The 14131-nt window shown below is 54.2% G+C and carries 14 protein-coding genes and 1 pseudogene; 9 read left to right on the forward strand and 6 right to left on the reverse strand.

Going from position 1 to position 14131, the window contains the following annotated elements; genetic code table 11:
- Nucleotides 1–134: 134 nt before the first annotated feature.
- From IPK30_05515 to xth, 4 genes are read left to right on the forward strand one after another with little or no spacing between them, the layout of a single operon-like run.
- Complete coding sequence (locus IPK30_05515; protein ID MBK8102739.1) at nt 135–719, forward strand: aminodeoxychorismate/anthranilate synthase component II; 585 nt, start codon at nt 135–137, stop codon at nt 717–719.
- A gap of 14 nt (nt 720–733) precedes the next feature.
- Nucleotides 734–1756 (forward strand): anthranilate phosphoribosyltransferase, encoded by a 1023-nt coding sequence (gene trpD / locus IPK30_05520; GenBank protein MBK8102740.1) that lies wholly within the window; start codon nt 734–736, stop codon nt 1754–1756.
- Between the two features lie 37 nt (nt 1757–1793).
- Nucleotides 1794–2588: an indole-3-glycerol phosphate synthase TrpC gene (trpC, locus tag IPK30_05525; GenBank protein ID MBK8102741.1), complete on the forward strand. Its 795-nt coding sequence runs from the start codon at nt 1794–1796 to the stop codon at nt 2586–2588.
- 16 nt (nt 2589–2604) lie between these two features.
- Nucleotides 2605–3387 (forward strand): exodeoxyribonuclease III, encoded by a 783-nt coding sequence (gene xth / locus IPK30_05530; GenBank protein ID MBK8102742.1) that lies wholly within the window; start codon nt 2605–2607, stop codon nt 3385–3387.
- Nucleotides 3388–3396: 9 nt separating this feature from the next.
- Here the strand turns inward: xth and uvrD are convergent, their stop codons facing one another.
- From uvrD to IPK30_05545, 3 genes are all read right to left on the reverse strand, one after another.
- Entirely contained in the window at nt 3397–5565 is a 2169-nt protein-coding gene (uvrD, locus tag IPK30_05535) for a DNA helicase II (GenBank protein ID MBK8102743.1), read from the reverse strand.
- A 75-nt stretch (nt 5566–5640) separates the two neighbouring features.
- A complete protein-coding gene (locus IPK30_05540; GenBank protein ID MBK8102744.1) occupies nt 5641–6309 on the reverse strand; it encodes a thiol:disulfide interchange protein DsbA/DsbL in 669 nt (222 codons plus the stop codon).
- Between the two features lie 91 nt (nt 6310–6400).
- Nucleotides 6401–7033, reverse strand: a complete 633-nt coding sequence (locus tag IPK30_05545) for a cytochrome c4 (GenBank protein MBK8102745.1) — start codon at nt 7031–7033, stop codon at nt 6401–6403.
- 105 nt (nt 7034–7138) lie between these two features.
- On the opposite strand from IPK30_05545, the gene IPK30_05550 reads away from it, so the two are divergent.
- Together IPK30_05550 and dapF are read left to right on the forward strand one after the other, a co-directional pair.
- Entirely contained in the window at nt 7139–7753 is a 615-nt protein-coding gene (locus IPK30_05550; GenBank protein MBK8102746.1) for a YihA family ribosome biogenesis GTP-binding protein, read from the forward strand.
- A 58-nt stretch (nt 7754–7811) separates the two neighbouring features.
- On the forward strand, nt 7812–8642 hold the full coding sequence (gene dapF / locus IPK30_05555) for a diaminopimelate epimerase (protein MBK8102747.1): 831 nt from the start codon (nt 7812–7814) through the stop codon (nt 8640–8642).
- Here the strand turns inward: dapF and gluQRS are convergent.
- On the reverse strand, nt 8611–9492 hold the full coding sequence (gene gluQRS / locus IPK30_05560) for a tRNA glutamyl-Q(34) synthetase GluQRS (protein MBK8102748.1): 882 nt from the start codon (nt 9490–9492) through the stop codon (nt 8611–8613). The two genes, dapF and gluQRS, sit on opposite strands and share 32 nt — an antisense overlap.
- Entirely contained in the window at nt 9489–10481 is a 993-nt protein-coding gene (dksA, locus tag IPK30_05565; GenBank protein MBK8102749.1) for an RNA polymerase-binding protein DksA, read from the reverse strand. Before dksA ends, gluQRS begins: the two co-directional genes overlap by 4 nt.
- 243 nt (nt 10482–10724) lie before the next feature.
- On the opposite strand from dksA, the pseudogene IPK30_05570 reads away from it, so the two are divergent.
- From IPK30_05570 to IPK30_05580, 3 genes and pseudogenes are all read left to right on the forward strand, one after another.
- Nucleotides 10725–11449, forward strand: a pseudogene (locus IPK30_05570) (DUF484 family protein).
- A complete protein-coding gene (xerC, locus tag IPK30_05575; GenBank protein ID MBK8102750.1) occupies nt 11433–12347 on the forward strand; it encodes a tyrosine recombinase XerC in 915 nt (304 codons plus the stop codon). The pseudogene IPK30_05570 and the gene xerC overlap by 17 nt, the downstream one beginning before the upstream one ends.
- Nucleotides 12337–13059 (forward strand): HAD family hydrolase, encoded by a 723-nt coding sequence (locus tag IPK30_05580; protein MBK8102751.1) that lies wholly within the window; start codon nt 12337–12339, stop codon nt 13057–13059. Before xerC ends, IPK30_05580 begins: the two co-directional genes overlap by 11 nt.
- On the opposite strand, the gene IPK30_05585 is transcribed toward IPK30_05580, so the two are convergent.
- Nucleotides 13004–14104, reverse strand: coding sequence for an SGNH/GDSL hydrolase family protein (locus IPK30_05585; protein ID MBK8102752.1), 1101 nt, complete (start codon nt 14102–14104; stop codon nt 13004–13006). The two genes, IPK30_05580 and IPK30_05585, sit on opposite strands and share 56 nt — an antisense overlap.
- Nucleotides 14105–14131: the final 27 nt, after the last annotated feature.

A 14131-nucleotide genomic window follows, 5' to 3' on the forward strand; every position in this document is an offset into this window, starting at 1 on the left:
CCAGCGAAAATAAAGCTCTCCTTTGAAGTGACCTCTCACGCCGCTTACAGCAAATGAAATTGGGGGTACTATTGGGGGTACCAATTCAAGTATAGCGATGAAAAATGCAATAAAATCAAGAGGTTATTGCCACTATGCTACTGATGATCGACAACTACGACTCCTTCACTTGGAATGTCGTGCAATACCTCGGTGAGTTGAAGGCTGAGGTGAAGGTAATTCGCAATGACGAGTTGTCGGTGGATGACATCATCGCCCTGCAGCCAGAGCGCATTGTGATTTCCCCTGGCCCCTGCACGCCGACTGAAGCTGGCGTGTCGTTAGAGGTGATTGCGCGCTTGGCCGGCAAGTTGCCTATTCTCGGTGTGTGCCTTGGTCATCAGAGTATCGGGCAGGCGCTGGGCGGCAAAGTGGTACGCGCGCGGCAAGTGATGCACGGCAAAGTGTCGCCGGTTTTTCACGGCGGTAAGGGCGTCTTTACCGGCCTGCCCTCACCGTTCAACGCCACGCGCTATCACTCGCTGGTGATAGAAAAAGACAGCTTGCCGGATTCTTTGGAAATCACGGCGTGGACGCAACACGAAGATGGCAGCATGGATGAGATCATGGGTGTGCGCCACAAACACTTTGTGTTGGAGGGCGTGCAATTCCATCCGGAATCTATTTTGAGCGAACACGGCCACCAATTATTAAAAAACTTTTTGGATATGCCGGCGTGAGCTCACCACTTTCAATCGTGCAGCAAGCCATTGCGCAACTGGTCGTGCAGAAAAATTTATCGCGTGATGCGATGCACGCCGCGATGATGTCTGTAATGCGCGGTGAAGCGACACCCGCGCAAGTGGGTGCGTTTTTAATTGCGCTGCGCATGAAAGGTGAAACCGTTGAAGAAATGACAGCGGCGGCGCAAGTCATGCGCGAGTTGTCGAGCAAAGTGACGGTCAATGTAAACCGTCGTCATTTAGTCGATACCTGTGGTACCGGCGGCACCGGCATTCCACTGTTTAATGTTTCGACGGCGAGTGCATTTGTGGTGGCTTGCGCTGGTGGTTTTGTTGCCAAGCACGGCAATCGCTCGGTCACTTCGACATCCGGCAGCGCCGATTTGTTGGAAGCCGCCGGTGTAAATTTAGAACTCACGCCTGAGCAAGTGGCGAAATGTGTGAACGAAATCGGCGTGGGTTTTATGTTTGCGGTAAAACACCACAGCGCGATGAAACACGCGATAGGCCCGCGCCGCGAAGTGGGTGTGCGCACGATTTTTAATGCGTTGGGGCCATTGACGAATCCGGCTGATGCGCCCAATCAAGTGCTGGGTGTGTTTGATAAAAATCTCGTGCGGCCGATGGCGGAAGTGTTGAAAAATCTTGGCAGCCAGCATGTGCTGGTGGTGCATTCACTGGACGGCTTGGATGAAATCAGCTTGTGCGCGCCGACTAATATCGCTGAATTAAAAGATGGCGAAATACGCGAATACACCATCACACCGGAAGATGTGGGCTTGGCCGCGCGACCGATTGACGAACTGTATGTCGATAACGCGCAACAAAGCCTGCAGTGCGTAGAAACGGCGCTGACCAACAACCATTCCGCTGCCGCTGACATGGTGGCGCTGAATGCGGGCGCAGCGATTTATGCCGCCAATTTGTGCGGCTCGCTCAAACAGGGTGTGGACATGGCACGCGATGTATTGGGTACCGGCATCGCTTGGGAAAAGCTGCAAGATTTCGCCAGCTTCACTCGTCATGTTATTTGAAATTGCTTAGTTGCCATAAAACGATTTAGAGAAAGCCATGAACACGCCCACCATTTTGAAAAAAATTATTGCGCGCAAACACGAAGAAGTTGCCGAGCGCCAGCAGAAAATTCCACTAGCCGAACAGATTGCCCGCGCCAAGGCGCAAGCAGCCCCGCGCGGTTTTGTCGCTGCCATAGAGCGCAAAATACAAGCTGGTCATGCGGCGGTGATAGCTGAAATTAAAAAAGCTTCGCCGAGCAAAGGCGTGATGCGCGACCCGTTCTATCCGGAAGAAATTGCACGCTCTTACGAAAAAGGCGGTGCCGCTTGTTTATCGGTGTTGACCGATGTCGATTTTTTTCAAGGCGCGGACGATTACTTGCAGCAGGCGCGCAGCGCCACCAAATTACCCGTGCTGCGTAAAGATTTCACTGTCGATCCCTACCAAATTTGGGAAGCGCGTGCACTGGGTGCGGACTGCGTGTTGCTGATTGTTGCAGCGCTGAGTGAAGCACAACTGCAAGCATTGTATGCCTGCACGCAAGAAGCGGGTTTGGATGTGCTGGTAGAAGTGCACAATGCGGAAGAACTGGCGCAGGCGTTGAAATTGAACACGCGCTTGATCGGCATCAACAATCGCGATTTGCACAGTTTTAACACCAGTTTGAACACCACTTATGAATTGCTTGAGCAAATACCCAAAGATCGCATCGTAGTGACGGAGAGTGGCATTCACACCATCGACGATGTGAAGGCCATGCGCGGCCATGCTGTGAATGCATTCTTGGTGGGCGAAGCGTTTATGAAAGCGGAAGACCCTGGCATGCAGTTGTTGGAAATGTTTAATTGAGTGGCGGAGATTGCGCGTGAGCAAAAACTCATTTCGTGTTATCACGGCGAACACCAACGGCATTCGCTCTGCTGCCAAAAAAGGTTTCTTTACTTGGTTGGAAACGCAAAACGCCGATGTGGTGTGCATCCAAGAAACCAAGGCGCAACGCGATCAGCTTGACGATGCGCTGTTTCACCCGCAGGGCTATCACTGCTATTACTTTGATGCCGAAAAAAAAGGCTACAGCGGCACGGCGCTGTACGCCAAGCAGAAACCGGATCAAGTGATCACAGGCTTGGGTTGGGCTTCTGCTGATACTGAAGGCCGCTACTTGCAGGCCGACTTTGGCAAACTCTCTGTGGTGTCCCTGTATCTGCCTTCCGGTTCCAGCAGCGAGCAGGCGCAGCAGAAAAAATTTGATTTTCTCGCGTGTTATTTGCCCGTGCTAAAAGAGCAGATCAACAGCGGGCGCGATTTTATTCTCTGCGGCGATTGGAATATTGCGCACAAACCGATCGACTTAAAAAACTGGAAGTCCAACCAGAAAAACTCCGGCTTTTTGCCGGAAGAGCGCGCGTGGTTGGATACCTTGTTTGACGAAATAGGTTTTGTCGATGCGTTTCGCGTGATTAACCAGGAAGAAAACCAGTTTACTTGGTGGTCAAATCGCGGCGCGGCGTGGGAGAAAAATGTGGGATGGCGCATTGATTATCAGATTGTCACGCCAGCACTGCGCAACACTGTGCAGCGTGTAGAAATTTACAAAGCGGAACGCTTTTCTGATCATGCCCCACTGATTATGGATTATTTGTTGTGAAGGAAACAGTTAGGCTGATACAAGGTTAGCCTGCGCCAACATTAACCACTTCAAGCCGCAATCGTCAAAATTGATTTGCACCCGCGTGCGTGCGCCGCTGCCTTCGACATTGAGAATAAAACCCTCACCAAAAACAGCATGGGTTACACGCTGCCCCAAATGAAAATCGCCGCTGTCGGTCTGCTGTTGGCGCGTGAAAGCGGGCATGGCGCGCTCGTGGTAAACGGGACGCGAGACTTTGGTGCGCGGACGCACTTCCTCCAACAATTCACGCGGAATTTCGCGAATAAAACGCGAAGGTAGGTTAAAGGAATCGCTGCCGTGCAAACGGCGCGACTCAGCGTAAGTGAGATACAGTTTTTTCTCGGCACGCGTAATGCCGACATAGCAGAGGCGGCGCTCTTCTTCGAGTTGTGACGGTTCATCCATCGACATTTTGTGTGGAAACAAGTTTTCTTCCACGCCGGAAATAAACACCAGCGGAAACTCCAAACCTTTAGCGGAGTGCAGCGTCATCAGTTGCACGCTGTCGGAGTGCGGCTCGGCTTGCGCTTCGCCAGCGTCGAGTGCGGTGGTGGCGAGAAATTGTCCGAGCACACTCTGTTCTTCGTCTTCTGCTTCAAAGGCTTTGCAGGCGCCGATCAATTCCTGCAAGTTTTCCACGCGGCTCAAACCTTTCTCGCCTTTTTCATTGCGATGAAAATCGAGCAGACCACTGGCCGTGATCGCGTGTTCAGCAATTTTATGCAGCGGCTCTTCGCGCGTCGCCACATCCAAGCGCGCAATCAGCGACAAAAAACCGCGCACAGCATTGTTGGCACGCGCGGTTAGGCGATCGGTTTCTGTCAGTTCTTCTGCTGCCTGCCACAGCGAGCACTGGCGTTCGCGCGCGTAGGCGCGAATGTCTTCCACGGTGCGTTCACCGATGGCGCGCGTGGGCGTGTTGATCACGCGCTCGAAAGCGGGGTCGTCGTGGCGATGCCAGATCAAACGCAAATACGCCAGCGCATTTTTAATTTCCAAACGCTCGTAAAATTTTTGCCCGCCGTACACCACATAGGGCAGTCCGCGTTGAATCAAGGCTTCTTCCAGCGCGCGCGATTGTGCGTTGGAGCGATACAACAGAGCCACATCGCGCCGTGCGCCGCCCGCCTCTACCCACGCGCTGATGCGATCCACAATAAAACGCGCTTCGTCCTGTTCATTAAAGGCGGCGTAGACGGAAATCAAATCGCCTTCCACACTGTCGGTCCACAATTCCTTGCCCATGCGGCCGCGATTGTTGTCGATCACCGCATTGGCTGCTTTCAGAATAGTGGCAGTGGAGCGGTAGTTTTGTTCTAAACGGATCGTGTGCACAGCGGAAAAATCGCGATCAAAACGCTGAATATTTTCAATGCGCGCGCCGCGCCAGCCGTAGATGGATTGGTCGTCGTCGCCGACAGCCGTGACGAAAGTGTCCTGCCCGGCTAATACACGCAGCCACGCGTATTGAATGGTGTTGGTGTCTTGAAACTCATCCACCAATAAAAATTGAAAGCGCTGCTGATAATGTTTTAATAATTCTGGCGCGTTCAGCCACAGCTCGTGCGAGCGCAATAATAATTCGCCAAAATCCACCAAACCGCCGCGCTCACAGGCTTCTTCATAAGCCGTGTAAATTTTGATCAGCGTATCTGTGTAGAGATCACCGGTGCGCTGTAAATATTTTGCGCGCTGTCCTTCATCTTTTTGTCCGCCGATATACCACTGAATTTGTTTTGGCGGCCAGCGTCCTTCATCCACTTCCAAGTTTTTCATCACGCGTTTGATTAAACGCAGTTGATCGTCGCTGTCGAGAATTTGAAATTGCTCCGGCAGTTTGGCTTCACGCCAGTGCATTTTTAATAAGCGATGCGCCAAGCTGTGAAAGGTGCCCACCCACAGATGATGTGACAGCGAGCCGAGCATGGATTCCAAACGCCCGCGCATTTCTTTCGCGGCTTTGTTGGTAAAAGTCACGGCGAGTATGGCGTGTGGCGGCACATTTTCTACACGCAATAACCAAGCGATGCGCTGCACCAGCACGCGTGTTTTACCGCTGCCCGCGCCGGCGAGTATTAGTTGGTTTTCAGGCGGCGCACTCACGGCTTCGCGCTGTGCGTCGTTCAGAGTGTCGAGTAGGGAAGATATGTCCATGGCGGCATTGTAGCGTGAGCAGAAACAAAAACCGGAGCAAAAGCTCCGGTCGTTGATTGTTTTACAGTGTGTATATTACTTTTTGCCGCTGCGTTCTTTGGCGATCAAAAAGTCAGCCACTTTCAGCATATTATCCTGCGAGCCCGCATCTTCCGTGGAAATGCGGTATTTGCCGTTGACGATAATTTCAGGTGTGCCTTGCACGCCGTAGTTGCGCGTTCTTGCGTCAGCTTGGCGCGTTTGCGACTGCACGGAAAAAGAATCGTAGGCTTTAATCACATCGGCTTCTGCAGAGCCGTTGTTGACAAACAACGCGACCACTTCGTCTTTGTTGGCCAGTGCTTTTTTCTCTTCCTGCATCGCTTTGAAAATCACGATGTGCATTTTGTCCAACACACCCAATTGTTTGGCGACAAAGTAAGCGCGTGAGTGCACTTCCATCGCAGGGCGCCAAATAGCGGGCGTGCGCTGCACATCGACATCCGCTGGCAGGCGTTTGAACCATGGCTCCAACTTGGATTCAAAGTGGTAGCAGTGTGGGCAGCCGTACCAAAACACTTCGTTGACTTCGATTTTGTCTGGATTGGCGGTGTGTACTGGCACGGTGATGACTTGGTAGTGCTTGCCCGCGATATATTGACCGTCAGCAGGCAGTGGTTGCGACGCATGGTTTGCGTCAGCGCTGGCTGAGAAAGCAAATAGCGAGGAGGATGCTAATAACAGTGCTGTGAGTATTTTTTTCATGTGTTGTGCTCCCGTCAAAAATAAAAAAGGCGACTACCTAGTCGCCCTTCGATGCTAAATACGAGGCAGAGTTCCCTCGGCAGTGCAGTGATTAATGCAAGCCGGCGATGTAATTAGCTACCGCATCAATTTCTTTGTCGCTCATACGCGCTACACCGGCGCGCATGATTTTGATGTCGCCGTCATTGTGGCGACCTTTATCGGTGTACTCTGCGCCCGCACGGAAATCGCGCAGCTGCTTGGCGATATAGTCTGCGTGTTGACCGCCCACCTGTGGAAAGCCTGCAGGTGCATTGCCCACGCCGGTGGGTGAGTGGCAGCCGATACACGCCGGCACGCCAATGTCTTTGTTGCCCGCGCGATAAATTTTTTCGCCGAGCGCGAGCAATTCTTTGTCATCTTTGGAACCGGAAAGTGCTTGCGTTTTGCTGGCGTAGAAAGCAGCAATATTGGCGAAATCTGCATCGCTCAGCGCATCTAACTGCCCTGTCATCTCGGGTACTTTGCGCTCTCCACTTTTAATGTCTTGCATTTGTTTGAGTAAATATTTTTCACCCTGTCCTGCAAGTTTTGGGAAGGTGGCCATCACGCTGTTGCCATCGGCACCGTGGCAAGCTGCACAAGCGGTTGTAAGAGCTTCACCGGCAGCGGCATCGCCAGCCATCACAGGCGCAGCAGCGAACAAACCGAGAACGAGAACACTTTTAGCAATCAGGGATTTCATACCGTCACATCCAGAGCATTGGGTTGGCAGATCAAAAAACGGCGGCATTATATACTGCGCCCTCGCCGAACGGAAAAGCGCCCCACCCCTCAGAGTTTACGCTGTATGTCTTCCCTCACCACGACCGATTTTCGTCGCGCCCAATTTCTCACCAGTGCCGCCAAGCTCGCGCAGTGCCCGCCAGACACCGGCACCGAAGTGGCGTTTGCCGGTCGTTCGAATGCCGGAAAATCCAGTTGCATCAATGTGCTTACCGACAACCGTCATCTGGCGCGCGCCAGTAAAACGCCGGGGCGTACGCGGTTGATTAACTTCTTCGCCCTGAATGAAGCGGCCAGCCAGCGTTTGGTGGATCTCCCCGGCTACGGCTATGCCAAAGTCTCACAGGAGATGAAGGAGGAGTGGCAGCGGCATCTGGAAAACTATCTGCGCGAGCGCGAAACCCTGCGCGGCTTGGTGTTGCTGATGGATATTCGCCACCCACTAAAAGATTTTGACATCAATATGCTCGATTGGGCGGAGAGTACTAAGCTGCCTGTGCACTGCGTGTTGACCAAGGCTGACAAACTCAATCGCGGCCCTGCGCAGCAAGCCCTACTGCAAGTGCGCAAGCAGTTGAGCGCGCGCACGGTGCCGGTGAGCGTGCAGTTGTTTTCTGCGCCGTCCAAGCAGGGTGTGGATACGCTTGCTGCCACGCTGGGGCGTTGGCTGGCGCTGTGACAGCAGGGGCACTGCCCCGTATACTGCCCCGCTCTTTTGCACGATTTCAACAGCGGCCATGTTGCTCAAATTCAGCAAAATGCACGGGCTCGGCAACGATTTTGTCGTGTTCGATTTCATCTCCCAGCGCGGCTACCTCACGCCGGAGCAGGTGCGTTTTATTGCGGATCGCCGTTTCGGTATCGGCTGCGATCAGGTGTTGATTGTGGAAGCGCCAGAGCAACCGGATGTCGATTTCCGCTACCGCATCTTCAACGCCGATGGCAGTGAAGTGGAGCAGTGCGGCAATGGCGCGCGCTGTTTTGCCCGCTTCGTGCGTGAGCAAAGACTCACCAACAAACAGCGTATCCGCGTGCAAACTCTGTCGGGCATTATTGAGTTGCATGTGCTGCCGGACGAACGCGTCTGCGTGAATATGGGCGCACCGATCTTCGCGCCAGCGCAAATCCCGTTTGATGCACCAGCGCAAGCAAGTGCCTACTCACTGGATGTGGGCGGCCAAACCGTAGACATCAGCGCTGTGTCCATGGGCAACCCGCACGCCGTGCTGCGTGTGGATGATGTCGCCACCGCCGAGGTCGCCCGTCTTGGTCCCGCCATCGAAAACCACCCGCGCTTCCCGCGCCGCGTCAATGTCGGCTTTATGCAAGTGAGTGATCACCACAGCATCCGCCTGCGTGTATTCGAGCGCGGCAGTGGCGAAACCCTCGCCTGCGGCACCGGCGCCTGCGCCGCAGCCGTGGCGGGCATCCAGCGCGGCTGGCTGCAAAGCCCTGTGCAAGTGGCACTGCCCGGCGGCGAGCTCACTATCGAATGGGCGGGCGACGAGCAGCCGGTGTTGATGACGGGGCCGGCGCTTACTGTGTATCGCGGGCAGGTGCGGTTGTAGCAATTTGGGTGATATCCCAGTGTGCCACCGCCCACTGCAAAACCACTTCTGGCGCTTCATGCGCTAAATCCAGCGGCGGGTTTTGTTTTAGCTGTTGCAAGACATAGTGCAGATTGGCAGAGGCGCGGCGGTTATCCACGGCCGGCGCGAAGCTCTGTTTGCTGAGTTTGTGGCCGTCGGCGCCCAGCAGCACCGGCACATGGGCGTAGCGCGGTGTGGTGCCGTTCAACAGTTCCGTGAGATGAATTTGCGCGCCGGTGGAAGGCAGGATGTCGCTACCGCGCACGATATCGGTCACGCCTTGGTCGATATCGTCCACCACCACGGCGAGCTGGTAGGCGAACAAGCCGTCTTTGCGATGGATGATGCAATCGCCCGCCTCGGCCAAGTGCTGCACTTGCACGCCTTGAATACGATCATCAAACACCACCGATTTTTCTGGCAGCTGCAGGCGCAGAGCGCAGGCTGCGTCGGCGGGCGGCGGGTGCTGGCGGCAATAGCCATCGTAGACGCGGTGGAGTGAGATCAGCCGTGCGCGCGTGCAGGCACAGCGGTAAATCTGTCCGCGGGCGAGCAAATCATCCAACACTTCGCGGTAGCGGGCGTGGCGCGTGGATTGATACAGCACCGCGCCATCCCAATGCAGCCCGTGTTGCTCCAGTGTGCTGAGAATCAACTTATCAGCCCCCGCCATTTCACGCGGCGGGTCGATGTCTTCCATGCGCAGCAGCCAGCGCCCGCCGGCGGCGCGCGCGTCGACAAAGCTAGCGACAGCCGCTAACAGGGAGCCAAAGTGGAGTGGACCAGAAGGTGATGGGGCAAAACGCCCCGTCAGAGAGCGAGTGCTCACACGCCAGTCTGTTTTTCCTTGATTTCAGACAGCGTTTTGCAGTCGATACACAGGGTCGCCGTGGGGCGCGCTTCGAGGCGGCGCACGCCGATCTCGATGCCGCACTGCTCGCAGTAGCCGTATTGATCTTGTTCGATCAGCTCAATGGTGCTGTCGATTTTCTTGATCAATTTGCGTTCGCGGTCGCGGGTGCGCAACTCTAGGCTGAACTCTTCTTCCTGCGTGGCGCGATCGACTGGGTCGGGGAAGTTAGCGGCACCGTCTTTCATGTTGGTGACTGTTCTGTCCACTTCCTGCATCAAGTCAGCTTTCCACGAGAGCAGCAAGCCGCGGAAGTGCTCCTTCTGCTCGTCGTTCATGTAGTCTTCGCCGATTTTTTCCTGGTATGGAATGAAATCTTGTTTGCTGGCGGCTTTAGCTTTTTTGGCAGGGCTAGCGGGCGCTGCTTTGCTAGGGGCGGGTTTCTTACTGCTGGGTGTTGGTGTACTACTGCTCACGGGTTTACTGCTAGGCCCCTTGGGTGATGGAACGGGTTTAATTGGTGCTGCTTTGGCCACAGGCTTGGCAACGGGTTTTGCGACCGGTTTGGCCACAGGCTGTTTAACCGCTGCTTTAGTAACGGGTTTCGCTGCGGGTTTTACGGCTGCTTTTTTCGCCACAGGTTTCGCTGCGGGTTTTACGGCCGGCTTGGCGGCAGGTTTTTTAACCACTGCTTTAGCAACGGGCTTTACGGCTGCTTTTTTGGCCGCAGGTTTCGCTGCCGGTTTTGCTTTAGGCGCAGGTTTCGCGGCTGCTTTTTTCGCGACAGGTTTGGCTGCAGGATTTGCTTTAGCGACTGCTTTTGTAGGTTTAGCAGCGGGTTTTGCTACAGGTTTTTTTGCAACAGCTTTAGGCGCAGGTTTTGCCGGCGCTTTAGGTTTTGTGGCTGCAGGCTTGGTGGTTTTGCTAGCAGTTTTTTGTGGTTTTGCAGCCTTGGCTTTTGCAGGCATCTTGTCCGCTCCTGTGGTGGGATGCGCGTTGGCATCCTCTCGTCTAAAGATACGCTTTATGGTCTTAAGCATACTGTCCTTGGTTCTCTATCGGCAACGATTCTGTTAACACAATGAGTACTGAAATAATCGGATACAACAGCGGGCGCAGAAACTACCAGAAAGCCCTCGCAGGTTCCAGTCTACGCGCTCTGCATAAACGGTTAACATATCGCGCATCACTTATTATCAATCTAACACGCCATGAAAGAATTTCACGCCGAAGATGTTTTTCACGATCGCACACACGAGGTGCCGCTGCTGGAGGATATCGTGCTGAATCCCGATCATGTGGCAGAGTATTTACGCAAGCATCCCGATTTTTTCATCGACTACGAAAACCTGTTGCCTGACCTCGCTTTGCCCCATCATACCGGCGAACACGCCATATCCTTGGTGGAGCGCCAAGTGAGTGTGCTGCGTGCGCGTAACCGCGATGTGCGTTCGCGCTTGAACCGTTGCTAGAAGTGGCGCGCGATAATGACCGCCTGTTCCAAAAAACTCAAAAACTGGTGTTGGCTGTATTGGAGCAGCGCACGGCGGACGACATCGTCACGGCGGTGGAAGCCAGCTTGCGCGATGACTACCGCGTGGATGTCTGCCGCTTGCTGTTGCTGAGTGATACCGAGCAGCAAGCGGCGCAGCAACAAATTGGCACCCTGCTCAACAATCGCCAGCCACTGTGCGGCCATTTGCGCCCGCAAGAAGCCGCGTATTTGTTTGCCCAAGCATCGCAGCCTGTGCGCTCGGCGGCCGTGGTGGTGATCACGCGCCCCCATGCGCCAGCCGACGAGCAGCCGCTAGCGGTATTGGCTATTGGCAGCTTTGATGCCGATCACTACCAAGCGGGGATGGGCACGCTGTTTTTGAGTTACATCGCCGAGGTGTTGTCGCGAACTTTGGCGCGCTGTGATGCAGGCACACATTGAGCAATACCTGCAGTATCTCGCCGGTGAACGCCGGCTGTCGCCGCATACCTTATCTGCCTATCAGCGCGATCTAGCCCTGCTCAGTGCGCACGCACAGCAGCAGGCGATTGAGCAGCTGAAGCAGTGGCGCGAGTTTCACATTCGTCAGCTCGTTGCGGCTCTGCACAATAAAGGCATGTCGGGGCGCAGCTTGCAGCGTCTGCTGTCGGCGTGGCGACAATTTTTTGCATGGCTGGGGCGGCAACATCTGGTCGATAGCAATCCGGTGGCGGCCGTGCGCGCACCGAAAAGCGCGCGAAAATTGCCGAAAACTTTGGATGTCGATCAGATGAGCCGCCTGCTGAGCATCGACGATGACAGCTGGTTGGCGCGGCGCGATCACGCGATGTTTGAATTATTTTATTCCTCGGGTTTGCGTTTATCCGAATTGGCGCAGTTGGATTTGACAGCCATCGATTTGCGTGAAGGTTTGGTGCGCGTCACCGGCAAGAGCGGCAAAGTGCGTGTACTGCCGGTGGGAAAAACAGCTATCGCCGTGTTGCAACAATGGTTGCGTGTGCGTAGTGAAAACTTGCCGGAAGGCAGCGTGCAACAGGCACTGTTTATCAATCAAAAAGGACAGCGTTTAGGTGTGCGCGCGATTCAGCTGCGCTTAAAACATTACAGCTTGAAACAGGGCATGGACGAGCCGGTGCATCCGCACATGTTGCGCCATGCGTTTGCCAGCCATATGTTGGAATCCAGCGGTGATTTGCGCGCCGTGCAAGAACTGCTCGGCCACGCCAGCATTTCCACCACGCAGATTTATACGCATTTGGATTTTCAACATTTGGCGAGTGTGTACGATGCGGCGCATCCGCGCGCACACAAACGCGCGCGCAATGACCATGCCGAATAAAATCATCGACAAGCCCAAACTGATTACTTTCGATTTGGATCACACGCTGTGGAATCCCGATCACGCACTGCAACGCGGTGAGGCAGCGAGTTATCAGTGGTTGGCAGAACAAGTGCCCGTGTTTGCACAAACTTTTTCGCCAGACAATTTTCTTGCTCTACGCAAACAAGTGTGGGAGCAGAATCCCTTGTTGCGCAACCGTGTGAGTGAGATGCGTCGCACAGCAACGCAGCTCGCCCTGCAACAACTCGGTATCAGTGAAAAAAACGCCGCCGCATACGCGCAAGCCGCTTTTGATATTTTTTGGACGCTGCGCCAACAGGTAGATATTTTTGAAGAGACAACGGTGCTGCTGCAAACCCTGTCGCAGCAGTACGCACTGGGCGCGATCAGCAATGGCAACGCCAATTTGCAAGTGATAGGCCTAGCGCATTTCTTTCAATTTCATTTGGCAGCTGACCATTTTCCGCAGGGAAAACCCGCGCCGGATATGTTTCTGGCTGCCCTGCAAAAAGCGGGTGTTGCAGCACAGGAAGCACTGCACATAGGTGACCATCCGCAAGACGATATTCAAGGCGCGCAAGCGGTGGGCATGAAAACGCTGTGGGTGAATCTGGAACACAAGCCGTGGCCAGACACGATTGCACCGCCGGATTTTACGGTGACAGCACTGGCGCAGATTGTTCCGCTGTTGATGCAGCCAATGCGCTAGCAACCTGCGCAGAAAAAACTGCCACGTCTTCGTTGTTAAAGTGGCAGACATCACCAGACCACTCGCCGCGCCCACTCATGGTCGCATCGATATCAATGAGAAAAACATTGCGCTGCGCCGCAATGTTGCGCAGCACGGCGTTTTCTTGTTGCAAGCCGGCGCGCACATAGTCTGGCGGCCCCCAGTTATAGACATCGCGGCTGTCGTAGTGATCGGGGTTGCGGTAATCCAGAGTTTGCTGCAAAAAACTTTGCCGTGAATAGTTGGCGGGCAAATGGTAGGCGAATGTCAGCAGGATAGGTTTTGCGCCGTTGCGCAAACTGGTATCAACTATCGCATTAATATTGCGCTCAAATACTGACAGTGAGGCAAACTGCGCGGCGTTGAGATACGGTTTTTTAGGAAACACAAATTGGTAGTTGGGGAAAAATGCGTAATCAAATTGTTGATTGAGTGTGCGCAGCCAAGTGTAGCCGGTGTTGTAAAGGTGGCGCGCCAGCAGGCTGTTATCCAGTAGCATATTTCTGCGATGCCAAGGGTCGATATGACGATAGTCGGCGTAAAAATCTTGCGGCAGCACATGATTCGCCCACAGATCGTTGATGCCGTTGTAGAACAACACAAAGTCCCAGTCGTACTGCGCAAAGTATTGCAATTTCGCCACATCAGCCTGCGTGGTGTGCGAGCGAATTCCCACATCCAACAATTCAATATTTTTGTCTGGCAGCGTTTTTTGCAGCGCTGCTTTCAATTTTTCTGCCATGTGGCGATTGAACATAGTGGATGAACCGAGCAGCAATATGCGCACGGTGTTGGGTGCTTTGTTTTCGCTAACGGCATCGCCGGTAAAACCGAGTGCGTTGATGCGCTGACCGTCGATCACTGTTTCTGGTGTCGCCGTAAAACCGAGTAGCAACATCGCACGCGGCATGCCAAACAGTCGCGGCAGTAATACGAACTCCGCCAGCAAAACCGCCGACAGCAGCAGCAGTGAGCAATACAAAACAAATGCGTAGCGGCGCGCGAACATGGTGTGTTTTTTCATTCCCTAGGAGTGGAGTGATTGTAAGGA

The sequence above is a fragment of the Cellvibrionales bacterium genome (assembly GCA_016713115.1).
Taxonomy (GTDB): domain Bacteria; phylum Pseudomonadota; class Gammaproteobacteria; order Pseudomonadales; family UBA7239; genus UBA7239.